This window comes from Saccharothrix obliqua, from assembly GCF_019375475.1.
Classification (GTDB): domain Bacteria; phylum Actinomycetota; class Actinomycetes; order Mycobacteriales; family Pseudonocardiaceae; genus Actinosynnema; species Actinosynnema obliqua.
In genome coordinates this window covers 633753-656324 of sequence record NZ_JAHXGQ010000001.1, presented here as the reverse complement: position 1 = coordinate 656324, position 22572 = coordinate 633753, and the positions used below count along the sequence as shown (strand labels likewise).

General features: G+C 72.6%; 21 protein-coding genes. 7 read left to right on the top strand and 14 right to left on the bottom strand.

All coding sequences use genetic code 11. From position 1 onward, the window contains the following. Window positions 1-42: 42 nt before the first annotated feature. The 6 genes from KZQ38_RS03290 to KZQ38_RS03265 form a co-directional block, all read right to left on the bottom strand. Window positions 43-1314, bottom strand: a complete 1272-nt coding sequence (locus KZQ38_RS03290) for an amidohydrolase (RefSeq protein ID WP_219438198.1) — start codon at window positions 1312-1314, stop codon at window positions 43-45. After that, window positions 1311-2477, bottom strand: coding sequence for a M20 family metallopeptidase (locus tag KZQ38_RS03285; protein WP_219438197.1), 1167 nt, complete (start codon window positions 2475-2477; stop codon window positions 1311-1313). Before KZQ38_RS03285 ends, KZQ38_RS03290 begins: the two co-directional genes overlap by 4 nt. 196 nt (window positions 2478-2673) lie before the next feature. Then, window positions 2674-2982, bottom strand: a complete 309-nt coding sequence (locus KZQ38_RS03280; RefSeq protein ID WP_219438195.1) for a hypothetical protein — start codon at window positions 2980-2982, stop codon at window positions 2674-2676. Window positions 2983-3076: 94 nt separating this feature from the next. Beyond that, complete coding sequence (gene meaB, locus KZQ38_RS03275; protein WP_219438193.1) at window positions 3077-4093, bottom strand: methylmalonyl Co-A mutase-associated GTPase MeaB; 1017 nt, start codon at window positions 4091-4093, stop codon at window positions 3077-3079. Beyond that, a complete protein-coding gene (scpA, locus tag KZQ38_RS03270) occupies window positions 4086-6257 on the bottom strand; it encodes a methylmalonyl-CoA mutase (protein ID WP_219438191.1) in 2172 nt (723 codons plus the stop codon). Before scpA ends, meaB begins: the two co-directional genes overlap by 8 nt. After that, window positions 6254-8017 (bottom strand): methylmalonyl-CoA mutase subunit beta, encoded by a 1764-nt coding sequence (locus KZQ38_RS03265; RefSeq protein ID WP_219439325.1) that lies wholly within the window; start codon window positions 8015-8017, stop codon window positions 6254-6256. Before KZQ38_RS03265 ends, scpA begins: the two co-directional genes overlap by 4 nt. 134 nt (window positions 8018-8151) lie before the next feature. Between KZQ38_RS03265 and KZQ38_RS03260 the strand changes: the two genes are divergently transcribed. From KZQ38_RS03260 to KZQ38_RS03250, 3 genes are all read left to right on the top strand, one after another. Beyond that, window positions 8152-9813, top strand: coding sequence for a serine/threonine-protein kinase (locus KZQ38_RS03260; protein ID WP_308258216.1), 1662 nt, complete (start codon window positions 8152-8154; stop codon window positions 9811-9813). 429 nt (window positions 9814-10242) lie between these two features. Continuing rightward, on the top strand, window positions 10243-11043 hold the full coding sequence (locus KZQ38_RS03255) for a purine-nucleoside phosphorylase (protein ID WP_372452201.1): 801 nt from the start codon (window positions 10243-10245) through the stop codon (window positions 11041-11043). Further along, window positions 11040-12656: a phospho-sugar mutase gene (locus KZQ38_RS03250; RefSeq protein WP_219438189.1), complete on the top strand. Its 1617-nt coding sequence runs from the start codon at window positions 11040-11042 to the stop codon at window positions 12654-12656. Before KZQ38_RS03255 ends, KZQ38_RS03250 begins: the two co-directional genes overlap by 4 nt. Before the next feature lie 18 nt (window positions 12657-12674). Here the strand turns inward: KZQ38_RS03250 and KZQ38_RS03245 are convergent, their stop codons facing one another. Further along, a complete protein-coding gene (locus KZQ38_RS03245) occupies window positions 12675-12974 on the bottom strand; it encodes a hypothetical protein (protein WP_257900584.1) in 300 nt (99 codons plus the stop codon). Window positions 12975-13232: 258 nt separating this feature from the next. On the opposite strand from KZQ38_RS03245, the gene KZQ38_RS03240 reads away from it, so the two are divergent. Next, a complete protein-coding gene (locus KZQ38_RS03240; RefSeq protein WP_219438185.1) occupies window positions 13233-13682 on the top strand; it encodes a flavodoxin family protein in 450 nt (149 codons plus the stop codon). A 70-nt stretch (window positions 13683-13752) separates the two neighbouring features. After that, window positions 13753-14268, top strand: coding sequence for a TM2 domain-containing protein (locus KZQ38_RS03235; RefSeq protein WP_219438183.1), 516 nt, complete (start codon window positions 13753-13755; stop codon window positions 14266-14268). Between the two features lie 360 nt (window positions 14269-14628). On the opposite strand, the gene KZQ38_RS03230 is transcribed toward KZQ38_RS03235, so the two are convergent. The 5 genes from KZQ38_RS03230 to KZQ38_RS03210 form a co-directional block, all read right to left on the bottom strand. Then, window positions 14629-15561, bottom strand: coding sequence for an aldo/keto reductase (locus KZQ38_RS03230; RefSeq protein WP_219439319.1), 933 nt, complete (start codon window positions 15559-15561; stop codon window positions 14629-14631). 67 nt (window positions 15562-15628) lie between these two features. Next, the gene (locus KZQ38_RS03225) at window positions 15629-16537 is read right to left on the bottom strand and encodes an aldo/keto reductase (protein WP_219439317.1); all 909 of its coding nucleotides are present in this window, start codon (window positions 16535-16537) and stop codon (window positions 15629-15631) included. A gap of 44 nt (window positions 16538-16581) precedes the next feature. Continuing rightward, the gene (locus KZQ38_RS03220; protein ID WP_219438181.1) at window positions 16582-16959 is read right to left on the bottom strand and encodes a MerR family transcriptional regulator; all 378 of its coding nucleotides are present in this window, start codon (window positions 16957-16959) and stop codon (window positions 16582-16584) included. A gap of 733 nt (window positions 16960-17692) precedes the next feature. Next, window positions 17693-18352 (bottom strand): type II toxin-antitoxin system death-on-curing family toxin, encoded by a 660-nt coding sequence (locus KZQ38_RS36895; RefSeq protein ID WP_308258215.1) that lies wholly within the window; start codon window positions 18350-18352, stop codon window positions 17693-17695. Between the two features lie 104 nt (window positions 18353-18456). Then, window positions 18457-18663 (bottom strand): type II toxin-antitoxin system VapB family antitoxin, encoded by a 207-nt coding sequence (locus KZQ38_RS03210; RefSeq protein WP_219438179.1) that lies wholly within the window; start codon window positions 18661-18663, stop codon window positions 18457-18459. A 75-nt stretch (window positions 18664-18738) separates the two neighbouring features. Here KZQ38_RS03210 and KZQ38_RS03205 point away from each other — a divergent pair, with 75 nt between their 5' ends. Further along, the gene (locus tag KZQ38_RS03205) at window positions 18739-19332 is read left to right on the top strand and encodes a TetR/AcrR family transcriptional regulator (protein WP_219438177.1); all 594 of its coding nucleotides are present in this window, start codon (window positions 18739-18741) and stop codon (window positions 19330-19332) included. A 150-nt stretch (window positions 19333-19482) separates the two neighbouring features. On the opposite strand, the gene KZQ38_RS03200 is transcribed toward KZQ38_RS03205, so the two are convergent. Continuing rightward, complete coding sequence (locus KZQ38_RS03200; protein WP_219438175.1) at window positions 19483-20784, bottom strand: glycoside hydrolase family 18 protein; 1302 nt, start codon at window positions 20782-20784, stop codon at window positions 19483-19485. Window positions 20785-21008: 224 nt separating this feature from the next. On the opposite strand from KZQ38_RS03200, the gene KZQ38_RS03195 reads away from it, so the two are divergent. Continuing rightward, window positions 21009-21848, top strand: coding sequence for an SDR family oxidoreductase (locus tag KZQ38_RS03195; protein ID WP_219438173.1), 840 nt, complete (start codon window positions 21009-21011; stop codon window positions 21846-21848). Window positions 21849-21852: 4 nt separating this feature from the next. On the opposite strand, the gene upp is transcribed toward KZQ38_RS03195, so the two are convergent. After that, window positions 21853-22476 carry a uracil phosphoribosyltransferase gene (gene upp / locus KZQ38_RS03190; RefSeq protein WP_219438171.1) on the bottom strand — a complete coding sequence of 208 codons (624 nt, stop codon included), beginning with the start codon at window positions 22474-22476 and terminating at the stop codon, window positions 21853-21855. Window positions 22477-22572 lie beyond the last annotated feature (96 nt).

Below are 22572 nucleotides of genomic sequence, written 5' to 3'. Positions count from 1 at the left end.
CCGGTCGCGCCGGAGCACCGGGCGGTGCTCCGGCGTGGTCGGTCAGGCCAGCGACGCCAGCGCCGCGTGCACCAGCACGCGGATGCCCACCAGGAGGGCGCGCTCGTCCAGGTCGAAACCGGGCTGGTGCAGGTCGCGCTGCTTGCCCACGCCGTCCCACACGCCCAGGCGCGCGAACGAGCCCGGCACGTGCTCCAGGTACCAGCCGAAGTCCTCGCCGCCCGAGGACTGCTCGGTGCCCGCCAGGGCGTCCTCACCCAGCGCCGCCTCGATGCCCGCCCGCAGCAGCACCGTGCTCTCGCGGTCGTTCACCACGGGCGGCACGCCGCGGCGGTGGTGCAGGTCGAAGCCGACGCCGGTGGGCGCGAGCAGCGCGCCGACCAGCTCCTTGATCAACGGCTCCAGCTCGGCCCAGATGTCGCGGTCGCCGGTGCGCAGGGTGCCGCGCAGCACGCCGTCCTGCGGCACGGCGTTCGCCGCCTCGCCCGCGTGCACCGCGCCCCACACCAGGACGGTGCCCGACCTGGGGTCGACCCGGCGGGACAGCAACGTCGGCAGGCCGGTGATGACGGTGCCCAGCGCGTGCACCAGGTCGGCCGTGAGGTGCGGGCGCGAGGTGTGGCCGCCGGGCGAGGTCAGGCGCAGCTCCAGCAGGTCGCTGGCCGACGTGATGGGTCCGATGCGCGTGCCGATCCGGCCGACCGGCAGGCGCGGGTCGCAGTGCAGGCCGAAGATCCGCTCCACGCCGTCCAGGCCGCCCGCCGCGAGCACGTCCAGCGCGCCGCCCGGCATGACCTCCTCGGCGGGCTGGAACACCAGCCGCACGCGGCCGGGCAGCTCGGTCGCCGAGGCCAGCGCGAGCGCCGCGCCCAGCAGGACGGTGGTGTGCGCGTCGTGGCCGCACGCGTGCGCGACCCCGTCCACAGTGGACGAGTAGGGCGCGCCGGTGTTCTCGGTGAGCGGCAGCGCGTCGATGTCCGCGCGCAGCGCCACGCACCTCGGTCCACTGCCGACGTCGCACACCAGACCCGTGCCGCCGGGCAGCACCCGCGGCTTGAGGCCGGCGGAGCGCAGCAGGCGCGCGATCAGCTCCGTGGTCGCGTGCTCGTTGCGGGACAGTTCGGGATGCGCGTGGATGTGCCGCCGCCAGGCCACCACTTCGGCGGCGTTGGCGGCCAGCCACTCGTCCAGCCAGGAGGGTCCTCGGCCCTCGCCGGGATCAGCCACAGGGGCAATGCTGACCCCGCGTTCGGTCAACAGCACCTCGGGATCCTCCTCCCCCGGCAGCTCGGGGCGCGAGTCGAGGACCGTCATGCCGCACCGCCCACGAGCCGGTCCCGCTGCGCGTCGTCACAGGCGGCGGCGATGGTTGTCCAGGCAAGGGCGAGTGCTCCGTCGAGCACAGCTCGGTCGGCGGACGCCGACGCACAGGCGGTCGCGAACTCGATTTGGTGGTTCACCGCGTCTCCGCAGTCGATGGCGATGGTCGGGTGGATTGCGGGCAGTGCACGGGTGACGTTCCCCATGTCGGTGCTGCCTATTCGCCTGCCCCGCTCCTCGGCGGGGTCAAGCGGGGTGCGCCCCAGTTCCGTGATCGCACGCCGGTAGGCGTCGGCGAGCCACGGGTCCGGGGTCAGCTCGGCGTAGACGGGCGAGACCTTGACGACCTCGTGCGTGCAGCCGGTGGCGAGCGCGCCCGCGGCGAAGCAGCGGTTGATCCGCTCCTCCAGCCGCCGGAGCGACTCCAGGTCTTCGGCACGCAGGTCGAACATCGCCGACGTGCGGGCGGGCACCACGTTGGGCACCGCGCCGCCGCGCGTGACGATGCCGCTGACCATCTGGCCGGGCTCCAGGTGCTGCCGCGCCAGGCCGATGGCGACCTGGGCGACGGTGATCGCGTCCGCCGCGTTCACGCCGAGGTGCGGCGCGGCGGCGGCGTGCGAGGGCTTGCCGGTGTAGTGCACCTCGACGTCGGTGATCGCGAGCGAGCGGGCGCCGATCGCCTCGTACGGCGCGGGGTGCACCATCATGGACAACGACACGTCGTCGAAGACGCCGCGCTCCAGCATGAGGACCTTGCCGCCGCCGACCTCCTCGGCGGGCGTGCCGACGAGGCGGACCGTCAACCCCAGTTCGTCCGCCACGTCGCGCAACGCGAGCGCCGCGCCCGTCGAGGCGGCGGCGATCACGTTGTGCCCGCACGCGTGGCCCACCTCGGGCAGCGCGTCGTACTCCGCGCACAGCGCGAGCACGAGGTCACCGGAGCCGTAGGAGGCGACGAAAGCCGTCTCCAGGTCGGCGACACCGCGGTCCACCGCGAAGCCCTCGGCGGCCACGAGGTCCGCCACCTTGGCCGCGCTGCGGTGCTCCGCGAACGCGACCTCGGGCTCCGCGTGGATGCTGTGCGAGAGTTCTACCAGCGCATTCGAGTACCGCTCGACGGCCGAGCGCGTCCTCGTCTTGAAGTCGGTGCCCATTTGCGTCCATCCTGCATCAGCCCTGGCGGTGCCGTCGCTCGCCCCGTTGATCAACCGCCGGCCGGTCGCACGGCTGCGCCGAGCGGCGCGCGAGTTTCGGTCAGACCGATCAAGCCGCGCGAGGGGTCCCGCAGGAGGACCGCGCTACGAGCCCGGACTCCCACGTGCTGAGAACCAGGCCGCCCCCAACGACCGCTCAGCCGGCTTTCCTGGCCTTCCGCCACTTGTCCCAGCGCTTCTTGTTACGCCAGTAAACGAGGGCGAACAGGACCAGCGCGATACCACCGATCCACAACTTCTTCCGCGTGTCGGTGGCGATGCCCCGGTCTTCCTGCTGTGGGGCGTTGACCTCCGGCCCAGGAGGAACCGATTCAGTCGGCTGGGCGACCACGACCGGGGCGCTCCGCTGCTGAGGTGTGGCCTGCGCCACACCACTCACGGTCAGCGCGCTCATCAGCACGAAGAGGCACGCCGCGAGGACAGATCGCCACTTGGTCACGGTCACCAAGACTAGCCACCGCTCACCGTGGTTACCACTCTCAGTGGTCACCCAAACCAGCTTGGCCCTCACGACCCGTGAACGCCCGCCGCCCCCGCCCTCACGTCCCGTGCGCACCTCGGACTCGGCCCTCACGACCCGTGAACGCCTCCAGGATGCGTTCCGCGGCCAGCGTCGCGGTCAGCTCCCCGTCCCGCACCAGCCGCTCCACCTCCGGCGCGACCGCGCGCACCGCCGGGTCGGCGTGCAGCTCGCCCAGCAGCCGGTCCCGCACCATCGCCCAGGTCCACTCCACCTGCTGACGCCGCCGCCGCTCGGCCACCCCGCCACCGGGCAGCAACGCCTCCCGGTGCCGGCGCACCTGCCGCCACACGTCGTCCAGCCCGGCGCCGGTGAGGCCGCTGCACGTGAGCACCGGCGGGTGCCACACCGCGTCCGGCACGCGCAGCAGCCGCAGCGCGCCCGCGAGTTCCCGCGCGGCCTGCCGGGCGTCCGGCTCGTGCGTGCCGTCGGCCTTGTTCACCGCGATCACGTCGGCGAGTTCCAGGACGCCCTTCTTGATCCCCTGGAGCTGGTCGCCCGTCCGGGCGAGGGTCAGCAGCAGCGAGCAGTCGGTCATGTTCGCCACCGCCACCTCGGACTGGCCGACGCCGACGGTCTCCACCAGCACCACGTCGTACCCGGCCGCCTCGACCAGCACGATGGTCTCCCGGGTGGCCTTCGCGACGCCGCCCAACGTGCCGGACGTGGGCGAGGGCCGGATGAACGCCGCCGGGTCGACGGCGAGCCGCGCCATCCGGGTCTTGTCGCCGAGGATCGAGCCGCCGGTCCGGGTGGACGACGGGTCGACCGCCAGCACCGCGACCCGGTGGCCGAGCCCGGTCAGCATCGAGCCGAACGCGTCGATGAACGTCGACTTGCCGACGCCCGGCACGCCGGTGATGCCGACCCGGTGCGCACCGCCCGCGTGCGGCAGCAGCTCGACCAGGAGCCGCTGCGCGAGCCGGCGGTGGTCCGCGCGGGTCGACTCGACCAGCGTGATCGCGCGTGCCAGCGTGCTCCGGTCACCGGCGAGCACGCCACGCGCGTACTCGCCCACGTCGACGGGCCTAGCCATGCCCGAGTCGTGCCGCCAGCTCGCGCAGCAGGTCGCCCGCCGCGTCCGCGATGACCGTGCCCGGCGGGAAGATCGCCGCCGCGCCCGCCGCGCGCAACGCGTCGAAGTCCTGCGGCGGGATCACGCCGCCGACCACGACCACGATGTCCGGCCGACCCAGCTCGGCGAGCGCCGCGCGCAACGCGGGCACCAGCGTGAGGTGACCGGCGGCGAGCGAGGACACGCCCACGATGTGCACGTCCGCCTCCACGGCCTGCCGCGCCACCTCGTCGGGCGTCTGGAACAGCGGGCCGACGTCGACGTCGAAACCGAGGTCGGCGAACGCCGTGGCGATCACCTTCTGCCCCCGGTCGTGCCCGTCCTGGCCCATCTTGGCGACCAGGATGCGTGGCCGGCGGCCCTCCTCCTCGGCGAACCCGGCCACCGCCGCCCGCGTCCGCTCCACGTTGGACACCGAGCCGGCCTCCTCCCGGTAGACACCCGTGATGGTACGGATCTGCGCGGAGTGACGACCCCACACCCGGCTCAGCGCCTCGGAGATCTCGCCGACGGTCGCCTTGGCGCGTGCGGCGTCGACGGCCAGCTCCAGCAGGTTGCCGGCACCGTTCGCGGCGCCGGTCAACGCCCGCAACGCGTCGTCCACGGCGGACTGGTCCCGTTCCGCGCGCAACCGGGCCAGCTTCGCGAGCTGCTGCGCGCGCACGCCCGCGTTGTCCACCTTGAGCACGTCGATCTGCTCGTCGACGTCCACCCGGTACTTGTTCACGCCGATCACCGGCTGGCGGCCGGAGTCGATGCGTGCCTGGGTCCGGGCGGCGGCCTCCTCGATGCGCAGCTTCGGGATGCCCGCGTCGATCGCCCGCGCCATCCCGCCGGCCGCCTCGACCTCCGTGATGTGCGCCCACGCGCGGTGCGCCAGGTCGTGCGTCAGGCGTTCCACGAACGCGCTGCCGCCCCACGGGTCGATGACGCGCGTCGTGCCGGATTCCTGTTGCAGCAGCAGTTGCGTGTTGCGGGCGATGCGCGCGGAGAAGTCCGTCGGGAGCGCGAGCGCTTCGTCCAGCGCGTTGGTGTGCAACGACTGCGTGTGCCCCTGCGTGGCGGCCATCGCCTCCACGCACGTGCGGGCGACGTTGTTGAACACGTCCTGCGCGGTGAGCGACCAGCCCGACGTCTGGCAGTGCGTGCGCAGCGACAGCGATTTCGGCGACTTCGGGTCGAAGCCCTTCACCAGCTTCGCCCACAGCAGCCGCGCGGCACGCATCTTGGCGACCTCGGTGAAGAAGTTCATGCCGATCGCCCAGAAGAACGACAGCCGGGGCGCGAAGGCGTCGACGTCCAGGCCCGCGTCCCGCCCGGCCCGCAGGTACTCGACGCCGTCGGCCAGCGTGTACGCCAGCTCCAGGTCGGCCGTCGCACCCGCCTCCTGCATGTGGTAGCCGGAGATCGAGATGGAGTTGAACTTCGGCATCCGCCGCGACGTGTACGCGAAGATGTCCGAGATGATCCGCATCGACGGGCCCGGCGGGTAGATGTAGGTGTTGCGGACCATGAACTCCTTGAGGATGTCGTTCTGGATGGTCCCCGCCAGCTGCTCGGGCGCGACGCCCTGCTCCTCCGCCGCCACCACGTACAGCGCGAGCACGGGCAGCACCGCGCCGTTCATGGTCATCGACACCGACATCCGGTCCAGCGGGATGCCGTCGAAGAGCTGCCGCATGTCGTAGATGGAGTCGATCGCCACGCCCGCCATGCCCACGTCACCCGCCACGCGCGGGTGGTCGGAGTCGTAGCCCCGGTGCGTGGCCAGGTCGAACGCCACGGACAGGCCCTTCTGCCCGGCCGCGAGGTTGCGGCGGTAGAAGGCGTTGGACTCCTCGGCCGTGGAGAAGCCCGCGTACTGCCGGACGGTCCACGGCTGGTTGACGTACATCGTCGGGTACGGGCCGCGCAGGAACGGCGCGATGCCCGGGTAGGTGGCCAGGAAGTCCAGGCCCTCGGTGTCGGCCGCCGAGTACACCGGCCGCACGGCGATGCCCTCCGGCGTCTCCCGCACCAGGGCGTCCACGTCCTCGCCGGTGGCGGCGCGCAACGCGGCACGCCACCCGTCGGCGTCGGCGGTGGTCGGCTCACCGAGGTCGATCTCGGCGAAGTTCGGGATCATCGCTCCACTCCGAGGAAGTCGAAGGTGTCCTCCAGCACCCGCAGCGCCGGGCACCCGGCGTGCACGTGCCCGTCGACCGCCGCGGCGGAACCCCGGCCCGCCAGCAGCACCCGTTCGGCGCCCGCGGCGCGCAACGCGTCGGCGACCGGCGCGGCCAGCTCCGCGTAACCCTCGTCGCTGCCGCACAGGCACGCGATCCGCGTGCCGCTCGCCCGGAACGCCGCCACCACGTCGGCCACGTCCCGCGTCGCACCCGCCCGCGGCGTCGCGATACCGCCCGCCTGGAACAGGTTCGCGGCGAACGACGCCCGCGCGGTGTGCGTGGCGACCGGGCCGAGCGTGGCGAGGAAGACCGCGGGGCGCACCGGCGCGGCGTCGGCCGCGTCCCGCAACGCCTCGAACGCCTGCGCGTACCGCACGCGGGGCAACCCGCCGCCCGGCGGCGCGGGCCACGGCTCGCGCACCACCGGCCGCTCGTCGAGGTCGGGGAACTCGCTGACGCCCGTGATGGCGTCCACCCGGTCGGCCAGGTTCGCCGACCGCCGCGCCCAGGTCGCCGCCAGCCGCTCCGCCACCAGCGGGAACGCCGCGGGCAGCCCGCCCGCCGCCTCGATCTCCTGGAACCACGCCCACGCGGTGCGTGCCAGGTCGTCGGTCAGCCGCTCCACGTACCAGGAGCCGCCCGCCGGGTCGATCACGCTCGCCAGCCGGGATTCCTCCAGCAGCAGGGACTGCGTGTTGCGCGCGATCCGGCGGGCGAAGTCGTCGGGTTTGCCGATCGCGTGGTCGAACGGCAGCACGGTCACCGCGTCCGCGCCGCCGAGGCCCGCGCCGAAGCACGCCACGGTGGTGCGCAGCATGTTCACCCACGGGTCGCGACGGGTCATCATCGCGGGCGAGGTGACGGCGTGCTGGAGCTGCGGCGTCGGCGTGCCCACGACCTCCGTCACGCGTGCCCACAACCGCCGCGCGGCGCGGAACTTCGCGGTGGTGAGGAACTGGTCGGTGGTCGCCGCGTAGCGGAACTCCAGCAGCCGCGCGGCATCCGCCGCGGACAGGCCGAGCGCGGTCAGCTCGCGCAGGTAGGTCACGCCCGCCGCGAGCGACGCGCCCAGCTCCTCCGCGTCCGAGCCGCCCGCCTCGTGGAACGGCAGGCCGTCCACTACGACCACCCGCAGGCCGGGGAAGGCACGTGCCGCGTCGACCAGGTCGCCGAGCGCCGCGAAGTCCGGCTCGGCGCCGGTGCGCGCCCGCACGCCCAGGGGGTCCGCGCCCACGTTGCCCCGGACCTCGCCGGTCGCCTCCCCCCACAGCCGCAGCGCGGCGCGGCCGGCGGCGTGGAAGTCCGCGCCCGCGTCCACCACCACCGGCGCGAGGTCGAGGTGGACGCCGGTCAGCACGTCGGCCAGCCGGTCGGCGGGCACGTCCTTGAGCCACAGCGACGTGACGCCGTTCTCCAGGTCGGTCAGCACCGCGGCGCGGTCGGGCACGGCGTGCTGCTGGCGGACGTCCCAGCCGCCCACCCGGCCCTGCGGCCGACCGCCACGCGTGTACGGCGGCAGGCCGGGGAAGCCCGCGGGCGGCGCGGTGTCGTCGGCGGTGTAGAGGGGTTGGACGCGGATGCCGTCGTAGGTGGTCGTCACCAGCGACTCGAAGTCCGCGCCGGACTTGCGGAGCACGCCCCGGACCAGGTCCAGCCACTGCTCCCGGTCGGGCGCGGGGAATTCGGCGGCGAGCGCCGGTTCACCAGTCGGCTCCATCATGCTCCGCAGTGTTACCCACTGGTATCACGGCGGCTATGTGAGTTTCACCGCCGCGACCGTGCGGTCGGGGTGTCACGCGGCCCGGGGTCGACCGCGTCGCCAGTCTTCCACGCTCGTGGACAATCGCTCGGGTGGATACCGAGCGCCTGATCGCGGGCCGCTACCGCCTGCGCCACGTGCTGGGACGCGGGTCGATGGGCACGGTGTGGGCCGCGCACGACGAGACGCTGCGCCGCGACGTGGCGGTGAAGGAGGTCCTGGTCCCGCCGGGGATGCCCGAGGCGGAGGCCGACCTGCTGCGTGAGCGCACCCTCCGCGAGGCCCGCTCGGTCGCGCAGCTGGCCCACCCGAACGTCGTGACGCTGTACGACGTGGCGCGGGTCGACGGCGACCCGTACGTGGTGATGGAGCTGGTGCCGTCGGAGTCGCTGGCCGACCTGGTGCGCAGGCTCGGGCCGCTGGACGCGCGGCAGGGCGCGGTGGTCGCCGACGCCGTGGCCGCCGCGCTGGAGGCCGCGCACCGCGCGGGCATCACGCACCGGGACGTGAAGCCGGGCAACGTGCTGGTCGCCGAGGACGGCCGGGTGAAGCTGACCGACTTCGGGATCGCGCGCAACGTCGCCGAGGCCACGCTCACCGCGCGCGGCATCGCGCTCGGCACGCCCGCGTTCATCGCGCCCGAGGTCGCGGCGGGCGGCGACGTCACCGAGGCCGCCGACCAGTGGTCGCTCGGCGCGACGTTGTTCGCCGTCATGACCGGTCAGGAGCCCTACGAGGGCGCGAACATCATGCAGACCATCAACCAGGTGATCCACGGCGACGTGCCGCCCGCGTCGGCGTGCGGTGCGCTGGAACCGGTCGTCGCGGGCCTGATGGCCAAGGCCGCCGGGGAACGCATGTCGCTGGCCGAGGTGCGCCGCCGCGTCCGGCCGCTGCTGCCCGAGCCCGGCGTGGACGTGTTCCCGGCGGACGCGCGGGCCCGCCCGGTCGTGCCGGTGACCCGCCCGGCCGCGCTGGTCAAGGCCCCGATCCCGCCGGAAACCCCGCTGGCGCCCGACCCCGGCCCGCTGCCGTTCACCCCGTCGCCGGCCGCGTCGCCGCGCAGGCGGCTGACCGCGCTGGTCGTGGTCGCCGCCGCCGTGCTGTTCGCGATCGGCGGCAGCGCGGGCTTCGCCATCACCAGGGCGTTGGCGGGCGCGCCCCTGCTGCCGCCGCGGGCCACCACCGCACCACCGCTGCCCGCCCTGTCCGACGAGGTGCGCCTGAGCCCCACCACGGCGTCCGCCGCCACCGCCAACGGCGAGCAGGGCGCGGGTTTCACCATCGAGGTGGGCGAGGACTGGACGAGCTTCCTGGAGCAGCGCGCCAACAAGGGCCTGGTGCCGAGCACCGTCGTGCACCTGGTGGCCCCGTCCGGCGCGTACGAGGTGACGGTGCAGCGCTTCGCCGGCTACTTCCCCAAGCACGAGGTGGGCGACTACCTGGCCCTGGTGCGCTCCCGGTGGCCGGAGGGCCGGATCTTCGGCGAGGCCACGGACGTCACCGACCCCATCGACCCGACCGCGATGGCGAGCCCGGTGCAGTTCAGCTACCGAACCGTCGAGAAGGCAACCGAACTGGGCCCGGCGTCCAACCCGCCGGGCCCCGACCTCCGCCGCTCCCGCTACTCCCGCGTCCTGCCGCGCGGGGCGGACCTGTGGGTGGTGGAGGTGGTGTTCCCGACCGAGCAGGAGGAGGCCGGGCGGGACAAGCTGTTCAACACCATCGCCCGCACGTTCGCGGTAACCGGCTGACCACGCGCCCACCCGCACCCCTGCCGAACCGCCCCCGCGCCCCGCACGCAGCCCCACTCCTCTCCCCCTCCCGCCGCGCCCCTCGACCGCGCCCGCCGCCACGCCCCGCTCTCGCCCCTCTCTTCGCCGCTCCCCCTCCACCGCCGCGGCCCTCCCTCCCCACCGCCGCGCCCCCAAAACCCCGCCCACCTCCACACCCGCCGCACCCGCCCTCGCCCCCCTCCTCGCCCCCTCCCCTCCTCGCCCGGCCTTCGCCCTCCCCGCCCCAAAACCGCCCGCCGCACCCCGCCCTCCCCCTCCTCCGCCTCGCTTCTCCCTCGTCCCCTCGTCCTCCCCGCCGCCCCCTTCGTCCCTCCCCCTCCTCACGCACCTGCCCTCCCCGGGCGAGCGCGACGGCACCCCGACGAGCCGCCCATTAGGCTCGCGGCCGTGACCGCCATCAGTGAAGACAGCCTCGAAGCACAGGCCGCCGCCGCGCTCGCCGAACGGACCGGCGTGCCGCGCCACGACATCGCCGTGGTGCTCGGGTCGGGCTGGCGGCCCGCCGCCGACCTCATCGGCGCACCGGCCGCCGAGGTGCCCATGGGCGACCTGCCCGGCTTCGCGCCCCCCACCGCGTTCGGCCACGGGGGCACGATCCGATCCGTGCCCGTGGGCGACAAGAACGTGCTCGTCCTCCTCGGCCGCACCCACGGCTACGAGGGCAAGGGCATCGACAAGGTCGTGCACGGCGTGCGCACGGCCGCCGCCAGCGGCGTCAAGTCGGTGGTCCTGACCAACGCCGCCGGCGGCCTCCGGCAGGGCATGTCGGTCGGCCAGCCGGTGCTGATCAGCGACCACCTGAACCTCACGGCGTCGTCGCCCCTGGTCGGCGCGCGGTTCGTGGACCTGACCGACCTCTACTCGGCGCGGTTGCGCGACCTGGCGCGGGAGATCGACCCGTCGCTGGAGGAGGGCGTGTACGCGGGCCTGCCCGGACCGCACTTCGAGACGCCCGCCGAGATCCGGATGCTGCGCACCCTGGGCGCGGACCTGGTCGGCATGTCCACCGTGCTGGAGGCCATCGCCGCCCGCGCCGAGGGCGTCGAGGTGTTCGGCCTGTCGCTGGTGACGAACCTCGCCGCGGGCATCACCGGCGAACCGCTCAACCACCAGGAGGTGCTGGACGCGGGCGCCGCCGCGGCGGGCCGCATGGGTGAGCTGCTGCGGGAGCTGGTGACGCGGGCATGACCCTGCTCCCGGCGCTGCGCGACGCGACGTTCCGGTGGATCGCCGACGACCCGTCGCCCGACACGCGGGCCGAGTTGCAGGCCGTGCTCGCCCGCGCGATGGGTGGCGACGCCGCCGCCGCGGACGACCTGGCGGACCGCATGGCCGGACCGCTCACCTTCGGCACGGCCGGGCTGCGCGGACCGGTGCGCGCCGGGTCCAACGGCATGAACCGGGCCGTGGTGATCCGCACCACGGCCGGGCTCGCGGCGTGGCTGCGTGCCAAGGGGCACGACGGGACGGTGTTCGTCGGCCGCGACGCCAGGCACGGCTCGGAGGAGTTCGCCACCGCCGCCGCGGGTGTGCTGGCGGGCGCGGGCTTCACCGTGCGGGTGCTGCCCGGCCCGCTGCCGACGCCCGTGCTGGCGTTCCTGGTGCGGCGGCACGGCGCGGTCGCGGGCGTGCAGATCACCGCGTCGCACAACCCGCCCGCCGACAACGGCTACAAGCTGTACCTGGCGGGCGGCGGCCAGATCGTGCCGCCCGCCGACCGCGAGATCGAGGCCGCCATCGCCGCCGTGCCCGCCGCCGTCTCCGTGCCGCTGTCCGACGACCACCTGCCGGTGAGCGACGCCGAGGTGGACGAGTACCTGGAACGGGTCGCCTCGCTGCCCCGGGGCAGGTCGCGCGACCTGCGCGTGGTGCTCACCCCGATGCACGGCGTGGGCGGTCAGATGGCCGTGGAAGCGTTGCGGCGCGCGGGTTTCACCGACGTGCGGGTGGTCCGCGAGCAGGCGGCGCCCGACCCGGACTTCCCGACCGTGGCGTTCCCCAACCCGGAGGAACCGGGCGCGGCGGACCGCCTGCTCGCGCTGGCCGCCGAGGAGGACGCCGACCTGGCGATCGCGCTCGACCCGGACGCCGACCGGTGCGCCCTGGGCGTCCGGGACCGCGACGGCGCGTGGCGGATGCTGCGTGGCGACGAGACCGGCGTCCTGCTCGGCTCCCTGGTGCTGTCCACTGTGGACACACCCGATCCGCTGGTGGCGACGACGATCGTGTCGTCGTCCCTGCTCAAGTCGATCGCCGCCGCGCACGGCGCGCGGTACGCGGAGACGCTGACCGGGTTCAAGTGGCTGGTCCGCGCGGGCGAGGGGCTGGTGTTCGCCTACGAGGAGGCGCTGGGCAACTGCGTCGACCCGCAGCACGTCAACGACAAGGACGGCATCTCGGCGGCCGTCGTGGCGTGCGACCTGGCGGCGGGGCTCAAGGCCGCCGGCCGCGACCTGCTGGACGCGTTGGACCAGCTCGCGCTGGACCACGGCCTGCACCTGACCGACCAGGTCTCGCTGCGGTTCACCGACCTGAGCCGGATCGGCGCGTTGATGGCGGAGCTGCGGCGCGACCCGCCGGCCGGGTTCGCGTTCGAGGACCTGCTGCCGGAGGCGGACGTGGTGCGGCTGACCGCCGACGGCGTGCGGGTGGTCGTGCGGCCGTCGGGCACCGAACCGAAGCTGAAGGCGTACCTGGAGGTCGTCGAACCCGTCGACGACCTCGCCGAGACCCGCACCAGGGCCACCGCGAAGCTGGCGGCCCTCCGCGACCGGGTGACCGAACTCCTGACCGCCCGCTGACGGGCCGTCAGGAACCGCTCACGACACGAAGGCGATCAGCAGGCAGAGCACCGAGATCGCCAGGGCGCCGCCCGCCACCAGCCAAGGACGCCTGGTCGGCGGGCCGACCCGGTCGTCGGTCGCCGCGGCGACCGCGATCCGCACCGCGATGTAGCTCAGCGTGGACACCGCCACGCCGAATGCGAGGATCATCGTGTTGACGTCCCACGGGCTGTGGTCCACGCCCGGCCACACCGCGATGAACACGAGCGGCAGTCCGATCAGCGCCAGGCCGATCCCGCCGCCGCCGCCCCACGTGATCCGCCGGTTCCTCGCCATGGTCGCGATGCTGCGAGTGTCCATTTCTCCCTCCCGGTCACCTACCTGGACGCACGACCCCGCACCGGGTTCCCGTGCGCACCCAAAGTACCGACCGCGCCGACCCTCCCCTGACCTGGGCCTGGGTTTTTGATCACGTTCTGACCAGGCGTTATGGCCGGTGGGTCGACCGCGGGGACGCAGCCGGTCACACCGGATGTCACCCACTCGGCCGTGTCCTGGTTGCGGGGACGGGTGAGACCCGGCAGCCTCACGCGCATGTCCCGGTTGCTGATCGTGCACCACACGCCGTCGCCGAACCTCCAGGCCATGTTCGAGGCAACGCTGGCCGGGGCGACCGATCCCGAGATCGAGGACGTCGAGGTGGTTCGGCGACCCGCCCTCGCGGCGACCCCCGCGGACGTGCTGGCGGCCGACGGGTACCTGCTGGGCACGCCCGCCAACCTGGGGTACATGAGCGGCGCGTTGAAGGTGTTCTTCGACGTCGTCTATTACCCCTGTCTGGACGCCACGAAGGGCCGTCCGTTCGGCTTGTACGTGCACGGCGACAACGACACCACGGGCGCCGTGCGCGGTGTCGAAGCCATCGTGAAGGGCTTGGGGTGGCGGAAGGTCGCGGAACACGTGCTGGTCGCGGGGCCGCCCGGCAAGGAGGCGTTGGAGGCGTGCCGGGAACTCGGTGCGACGGTCGCGGCGAACCTGGCGTGACCCGTAACACGGGGCTGTCCGGAGGCGATTGGTAGCCGTAACGGCGTAGCGGAGCAGACGGAGGCGCCACATGACCAACACGGCCGGGCCGCCCCCGATGTGCGGCTCCTGCGGTGCGTACTTACAGCCGCCGAACACCACGTGCCCCGTGTGCGGCACCAACCAGTGGCCGCAGCAGCCGCCCGTCTACATCCCCCACGCCCCGCCCGCGCCGGAAGCGGCCCAGCCCTACGGCGTGCAGCCGCCCGTGGCCCAGCCTCCCGGTGCCTATCCTCCCGGCGCCTATCCTCCCGGTGTCGCGCAGCCCTACGGCGTTCCGGTGCGCGGCATCGTGACGGCCAAGTCGTCCGGGGTCGCGGTGCTGCTGTCGCTGCTGTGGCTGGGTGCGGGCAACCTCTACGCCGGGCAGACCGCGCTGGGCGTCGTGCTGATCATCGTGAACTTCCCGCTGTGGCTGCTCGCGCTGACCATCCTGGGCTGGTTCATCGCCTTCCCGATCTGGGTGATCCTGGTGGTGGTCGCCACCATCTTCGCCGCACAGGGCACAAGAGAATTCAACCTCCGCAACGGAATCATGGTCCAGTAGCACCCCACCTCCGGCCGGGCAGGCCCCCGGCCCGGCAAGCCCCGCCCGGCAAGCCCCCGGCCTGGGAGGTCCCCCGCCCGGGAGGCCCCCGGCCGCCGGCATCCCTGGGCCAGGCCCGGCCCCTCGCCCCGGCAGATTCCAGCCCGAGCGGACCTCGGCCGCCAGCAGGCCCCGGCCACTTCCGGAGCCCCGGTTCCAGCAGGCCCTGCCCGGCCGCCCGGCCCGGCGAGTCCCAGCCGCCGGCCACTCCCCTGCCGTCGGCAGACTTCCGGCCGCCATCAGAGCCCCTGCCCGACCGCCCGTCCCGGCAATCCCGGCCGCTGGTGAGCGGTGCGGGGCTGCCGGGTTCGGCGGTGGGCTCTAGCGGCCGAGTTGGCGCATCGACTCGGCCTGGTAGCGCTCGCCCAGCACCGACGCCGGGGGCACGGCGTCCGCGATCCGCGCCAGTTGCCCGTCGGTCAACGCGAGTTCGACGGCCCGGACGTTCTCCTCCAGGTACTTCACCCGCTTGGTGCCCGGGATAGGCACCGCGCCCTGGTGCTGCACCCAGGCGAGGGCGATCTGGCCGGGCGTCACACCGTGCTCGGCCGCGACCGACCGGAGCGATTCGACGATCGCCAGGTTCCGGTCGAAGTTCCCGTCCTCGAACCGGGGCATGTGCGAGGTGAGCCGCACGTCGCCCGCCGCGAAATCGTCCCGCGACCGGTACCGCCCGGTGAGGAAACCCCGGCCGAGCGGTGAGTACGCGACGATCCCGATGCCCAGCTCCCGGCACGTCGGGGCGACGGCGTCCTCGATGTCCCGGCTCCACAGCGACCACTCGGTCTGCACGGCGGCGATCGGGTGCACGGCGTGCGCCCGCCGAATCGTCCCCGCACCCGCCTCGGACAACCCGATGTGCCGGACCTTCCCCGCTGCCACCAGTTCCGCCATCGCGCCCACGGTGTCCTCGATGGGCACGGTCGGGTCGACGCGGTGCTGGTAGTAGAGGTCGATGTGGTCGACGCCGAGGCGGCGCAACGACGCCTCGCACGCCTGCCGCACGTACTCCGGGTCGCCGCGCAAACCCCACGCGGCACGTGGTTCGGCCGAGTCGCGCACGACGGCGAACTTGGTGGCGAGCACGACCTCGTCCCGCCGGCCGGCGATGGCGCGGCCGACCAGTTCCTCGTTGGTGAACGGCCCGTACATGTCGGCCGTGTCGAGCAGCGACACGCCGAGGTCCAGGGCGCGGTGGATGGTCGCGGTGGACTCGACCTCGTCGCCCGGACCGTAGAACTCGCTCATGCCCATGCAGCCCAAGCCCTGCGCGCTGACCTCCAGCGCGCCCAACCGGCGGATCTCCACGGTTTCCCTCTCCCTACTTGTTGGACAGGCGAAGCATTTCCGGCGGGTACCGGTCGCCCGCGGCGGCGGGTGCGGCTTGCTCGATCGCCCGGAGGTCGTCGGCCGACAGGTCGAGGCTCGCGGCGGCGAGGTTCTCCTCCAGGTACTTGACGCGCTTGGTGCCCGGGATCGGCACCACGTGCTCGCCCCGGTGGTGCACCCAGGCGAGGGCGAGCTGACCGGCCGTGACGCCGCGTTCGGCGGCGAGCGCGGTCAGGGCCTCGACGATGGCCAGGTTGCGGGCGAAGTTCTCGTCGGCGAAGCGCGGCATGGCGCGGCGGGTGTCGTCCGCGGCGAGGTCGGCGGTCGACGTGACGCGACCGGTGAGGAAACCGCGGCCGAGCGGTGAGAAGGGCACGATGCCGATGCCCAGTTCGGCGCAGGTGGGGACGATGACGTCTTCGATCTCCCGCGTCCACAGCGACCACTCGCTCTGGAGGGCGGTGATCGGGTGCACCGCGTGCGCGCGTCGGATGGACTCGGCGCTCGCCTCGGACAGGCCGAGGTGCCGGACCTTGCCCTCTGTCACCAGTTCCGCCATCGCGCCCACCGTTTCCTCGATCGGGACGGTCGGGTCGACGCGGTGCTGGTAGTAGAGGTCGATGTGGTCGACGCCGAGGCGGCGCAGCGACGCCTCGCAGGCGCGGCGCACGTAGGCGGCGTCACCGCGCGGGCGGCGCTCCGGGTCGGCGAGGCCGAACTTCGTGGCCAGCACCACCCGGTCCCGCCGGTCGGCGATGGCGCGGCCGACCAGTTCTTCGTTCGCGCCGCGGCCGTAGGCGTCGGCGGTGTCGAGGAGGGTGACCCCGAGGTCCAGGGCGCGGTGGATGGTCGCGACGGATTCGCCCTCGTCGCCGGGGCCGTAGGACTGGCTCATGCCCATGCAGCCCAGACCCTGGGGCCCGACTTCGAGGGTGCCGAGGAGTGTCACGCGGTGATCCCTTCGCTGTGCTCGAACTGCTCGTAGTGCGTGATCTTGTAGTCCAGCACCTCCAGGCACGACTGGAGTTCGGCGATCCGTGCGCGGACCGCGGCGCGGTGCTCGAGGAGCATCTGCTTGCGCTGCACCGCGGTGGTCGTGCCGCGGTGCCTGAGCTGGGCGTACTCACGCATCATGCGGATCGGCATACCCGTCGTGCGCAACCGGGTGAGGAAGAACAACCACCCGAGGTCGTCCTCGCTGTAACTACGCCGCCCACCGGAGTCCCGGGCAGGCGGGTCGATCAGCCCGATCCGTTCGTAGTAGCGCAGGGTGTCGACCGACAACCCACTACGCCCGGCTGCTTGAGCGATCGAGTAAGTCACGCCCAGACGGTAGGAGTTGGAGCGCGCTCCAGGTCAACCCGTTCTGTCTACTCGGGACTGTTTCCGTTACCTGACGTGCTGGGTTGGGTTCCTGGGTGCCAGCGCTGGGCTCTGATGCCTGCGGGCTGGGGGTGGGGATGGGAGGCGAGGGCTGAGGGGCCGGGTCGCGGTGCAGGGCAAGCCTGCGGGGTGGAAGCGGCGGGCCGGAGCGGGAGCAGGAGCCGGCGCGGGCGGAGCGCAGGAGGGGGCCGAAGGTCGGTGACAGGGGTGCGGAGCGGGTGCAGGACGCGGGAAGACGGAAGGGGGAAGGGGAAGCGGGCAGGCGCAGGGGGATGGGGCGGCAGACGAGGAGATGAGGTGATGGGGCTTGGAGGGCGACGGGCGAGGAGTGAGAGCGCCGGAGCGTGGACCGCGGCAGAGCCGGATCGCAGCAGCGACAGCGCGCCGCGGAGCAGGGTGCGGCAGAGCAGGGCACGGCAGGGCCTGGGGGTGGGCTGGTTGGAGGCGGCAGGGATGGGTGATGACGGGGTGAGGGGCCGGCCCGGGAGGACGAGGGTGGGTGGGCCGGCGCAGGGGTTAGGGCACAGGGGTTAGTAGCAGGGTTGAAGGCGCGGGTTGAAGGCGCGGGTTAGGGCGCAGGGTTGAGGGGCGCGGGTGAGGCGCTGGGGTTAGGGGCGCCTGGGCGGTGGGATGGGTTGGTCTGGCGGGTCCGTTTCGGTCGGCTCTGGTGGGGTCATTGGGCTTTTGGGCTGGCCCACGCCTCCAAATGGGTCGCGATGCCGGGGACGTCCAGTTGGTCCCGCCCCAAAGCACGTACCAGGTCCAAAGCCTCGTCCTCGTCGGCGTCGACCCACCAGCCGTTGATGTCGCACAGGGTCACGGCGGCCACCCAGCCCAGGCGCCAGTTGCCCTCGACGAGGGGGCGGGTGCGGACTATGGAGTCGAGCAGGGCCGCGGCTTTTTGCCAGAGCGTGTCGTACGCCTCGACGCCGAGCACGGTAGCTCGGGGACGGTGCGCGGCGGAGTCGAGTAGACCTAAGTCGCGCACGACCAGGTCTCCACCGGTGACGGCGGTCGCCAGCACGAGCAAGTCGCCGGCGTCGAGGTAGTTGACCACTGCTTGACGCGCTCCCTGTCCTGGGCGATGGGTACGGCGGCGCGGCCACGCCGCGTCCGGGATGCCACCGGCATCACCGCTCATCACCTCAGGTCTGTATCGCCTGACCGCCCGTCCGGCGGCGAGGATGTTGTCGACCTCGCGGGGCACCGAGGGGGTGCGCACCGGACGTGGCCCGATCTTCAACGGCGCACCATACCGGGGCGCCGGCGCCGTTCGGGCGCGTTCGCACCGGGCCACGCGGGACAGGATCTGCTTACGGCGATTGAGCTGCATGAACTCAGACTATCGAACATCAGTTCGAACGTCAGCGGTGATCACTCGAACGTGTGGACTAGTCACATGCGCCGCGTGCAGCAAGGAAAAAACGCGAACAGCCCTCAGGAAGAGCCGAGGCGCTCCAGCAGCCCGCGGTACTTCGGCAGCACCCGCCCGAGCACCTCGGACAGCTGCTCCTCCTTCTGCAACCGCGCCCACCGCTCGGCCAGCGCCAGCCGCACGACCTCCTGCTTCGACCGGCCTTCCGCGGCGGCCAGCTCGCCGAGCCGCCGGTTCTCCTCGTCGTTCAGACGCAGGGTCATCGCCATGCCCAGGACGGTACCAACTTGATACCACGCTGACCAGACCGAGTTTTATAACGCTGTTGCCGATAGAATCAGCCGATGCCGAGACCCAAAACGCACGACGACGCCCTCCGGGCGCGCCTGCTGCACAGAGCGGGCGAGTTGCTGTCCACGGAAGGACCGGGCGCACTGAGCTTGCGCAGGCTGGCAGCGGATGTCAACACCTCGACCACCGCCGTGTACTCGCTGTTCGGCGGCAAACCCGCGCTCCTCGACGCCCTCTACGAGGAGGCGTTCCGCCGCTTCGGGGAACGCCTCGCCACCCTGCCGCCGACCGACGACCCCGTCGAGGACATCGTCCGGCTGGGCCTCGTCTACCGCGACAGCGCCCTGGCCGACCCGCAGTTCTACCTCGTCATGTTCAGCAAGGTGGTCCCGAACTTCGAACCGTCCGAGGACACCTACACCGCGGCGGCCCAGACGTTCGTGCCGCTGCTGGAGAGCGTCGCCCGCGCCATCGAGGCGGGCGCGTTCGTGGCCGAACCGCAGGAGCGGATCGCCCTCTCCCTCTGGGGCATGGTGCACGGCCTGGTCAGCCTGGAGCTGAACGGCAACCTGCCGCCGGGCGTGGAGATCGCCCCCGGCTACGAGCAGGCCATCCGCGCACAGGTGGAGGGCTGGCGCCGCAGGTGACCGGTCGCACGCCCGCGTGCCGGCCGGGCGTCACCAGCCACCAGCGCCGAAACGCCACCGGTGGACCCGGAGGTCCGCCGGTGGCGTCAGGGTGGGGTCCGGGGAGGCGGCCGCCGCGAAACCTCCCCGGACCCCGGTGAACTGCCCCGATCAGGACAGTCCGTCTTTGAGGGCGCGGATCAGCTCGCCGTCGGCGGTGTCGCCGTCGAGCGACCAGGCCATCGCGCCACCGAGCCGCCGCTCCGCCACGTACCGACCCTTGCGCTTCATCTCCGTCGGGTCGTCCCACGTCCAGAACGTCGTGCCGTCGAACAACCAGGCGTGGCCCGCCTTGGCGTCGCGGTGCACCTTGAACTTGCCCAACTGCGCCTTGAGGATGCGGTAGTCCTCGTACCCGGCCTCGTAGGTGGCGGGCGCGGGTCCGGTCGCGGGCTGGAAGAGGCCGTTGTCCTGGTTGCGCACACCGGTCCAGCCGCGGCTGTAGAACGGCACCCCGAGCACGATCTTGTCGCGTGGCGCGCCCTTGCGCAGGTAGTGGTCCACGGTGACCTGCGTGCTGAACTTCGGCGACGTCGGGTCCGCGGCGGGTGTGCGCACGGCCGACTGCTGGTTCGTCACGGACTCCCACGCGCCGTGGTAGTCGTAGCCCTGCACGGTCGCGAAAGTGAGCAGGTTGAACACCTTCGGGACCTCGAAGCCGCGGTCCACCATGGCCGGGTTCGCCGGCAGGAACGCCGTCAGGTCGTACGTCTTGCCGGTGCGCCAGGTGAGCCGGCCGAGCTGCGAGCGGTACTCACGCAGCAGGGCGGTGAAGTTCTCGCGGTCCTCGGCCCGGATCACGTTGCCCGGCGCGCCTTCGCTCGCGGGCCACTCCCAGTCGAGGTCGATGCCGTCGAACAGACCGGCCGCCGCACCGGGCGCCGCGCCGACGAGGTTCCCCTTGAGCCACAGGTCGATGCACGACCGCACGTGCGCCGCACGCGACTCCGGCGTCAGGGCCGCGTTGGAGAAGAACTTGGAGCCGGTCCACCCGCCGAGCGAGATGTTCACCCGCAGCTTCGGGTACTTGGCCTTGAGCTGCTTGAGCTGGTTGAGGTTGCCGAGCAGCGGCTGGCCGGCGTCGTCGGTCCGGCCGTTGACGCTCTGCTCCGCGCTGAACGGGCGCTGGTAGTCGGCCCACGGGTCGGAGCTGACGCACTTGCCGCTCTCGTCCAGGAACCCGAACGCGTAGTTCAGGTGCGTGAGCCGCGGTGCGGTGCCGTTGGTGACCAGGTCCTTCACCAGGAAGTTGCGGTCGTAGCCGCTCCAGTTGGTGTAGTAACCGACGGTGCGAGGCGCTTTCCCGTGCCCCCCGCCGTGGCCGCCGGACCCGTGGGCCTGCGCGGTCGGGGCGAGCGACAGGGTGAGAGCGGAAACCAGGAGGGCGGGGAACACCCATCTCCTGCTCTTCATGCTTCTCCTCGCGGTGACGGCGGCAGCGGAAGTGTGGTCCAGACCACGGTAGGGCTGAGGTCTAGACCACCTCTACGGCCGAACGGCCGAATCAGGGCATACCGGTGAGTTGCCTTCGGACTCACATTTCACAGTTGTTGCAAAAGTTTGCATGTGCGCGGTGGCGGGGCAGCGCGCTAACGTCGCCGTCCTCAAGTTTGAACAGCTATCGACTAGGGGGAACGGTGACGATCCTGGTGACCGGAGCGACCGGCAACGTGGGTGGGCACGTGGTCCGGCAACTGGTGACGGCGGGTGTCGACTTCCGGGCGCTGACCCGCAACCCGGACAAAGCGGACCTGCCCGCGGGCGTGGTGACTGTGAAAGGCGACCTGACCCGGCCCGCCGAACTGCCGCTGGCGGGCGTGACGGCGGTCTTCCTCAACCCGGTGGTGGTCGCGCCCGACGTGGCCGCCCTCGCCGAGGACTTCCTCCGGCACGCCACAGACCTCCGCCGGGTCGTGCTGCTCTCCAGCGACGCGGTGGCCGTGCGACGCCCCGGCAGCTACGAGGCGTTGGAGACGGTGGAGAAGGTCGTCGAGGCGTCCGGTCTGGAGTGGACGCACGTGCGGCCCGGCGAGTTCATGTCCAACAAGCTCATCTGGGCCGACACGATCCGGAAGGAGAACGTCGTGCGCTTCGCGTACCCGGACGCCGTCGGCGCGCCCGTGCACGAGGCGGACATCGCGGAGGTCGCCGTGCGCGCGTTGCTGGAGGACGGGCACCACGGTCGCGCGTACCGGCTCAGCGGACCCGAAGCGCTGACCCACCGGCAGCAGGCCGCGGCGATCGGGGCGGGCCTCGGCCGGGCGATCGGGTTCGAGCAGGTCACCTACGGGCAGGCGCGGGCGGCGCTGATCCGCGACGTGGGCGTGCCGTGGGACGCCGCCGAGTACCTGATGGGTTACGCCGCCCAGCACAACGAGGAACCGCCGAGCGTGCAGCCGACGTTCCAGGAGGTCGTGGGCAGGCGCGGCCGGACCCTCGCGGAGTGGGCGGCCGACCACGCCGCCGAACTGGGCTGACGGGTCAGACCGCGCCGTACTGGCGGTCGCCGGCGTCGCCGAGCCCCGGGACGATGAAACCCGAGTCGTTCAGGCGCTCGTCGACGCTGGCGGTCACCATGCGCATCGGCAGCCCCGACTCCTCCAGCTTGCGGATGCCTTCCGGCGCGGCGAGCGCGCACACGGCCGTCACGTCCGTCGCGCCGCGGTCGATCAACAACCGGATCGTGTAGAGCATCGAGCCGCCCGTGGCGAGCATCGGGTCCAGGACGAACACCGGACGCCCGGCGAGCGATTCGGGCAGCGATTCCATGTAGGGCGTCGGCTGGAGGGTTTCCTCGTCGCGGGCGAGGCCCACGAAACCCATCTGCGCGTCCGGGATCAGCTTGTGCGCCTGGTCGGCCATGCCGAGCCCGGCGCGCAGCACGGGCACCAGCAACGGCGGGTTCGCCAGCCGGTAGCCGGTGGTGCGCGCCACGGGCGTGTGCACTTTCTCCTCGGCCACGGGCATGTCGCGGGTGGCTTCGTACACGAGCATCACGGTCAACTCGTGCAACGCGGCGCGGAACGCCGCGTTGTCCGTGCGGGCGTCGCGCATGGTGGTCAAGCGCGCCCTGGCCAGGGGATGTTCGACAACGAAGACGTCCATGGCCGAACAGTATGTGGTACCAGTTAGCGATGCCCGCCGGCTCCTTATCGACCTCCGTCGTGCGGTTCACGGACAGCGCGGGGCACACGGTGGGCG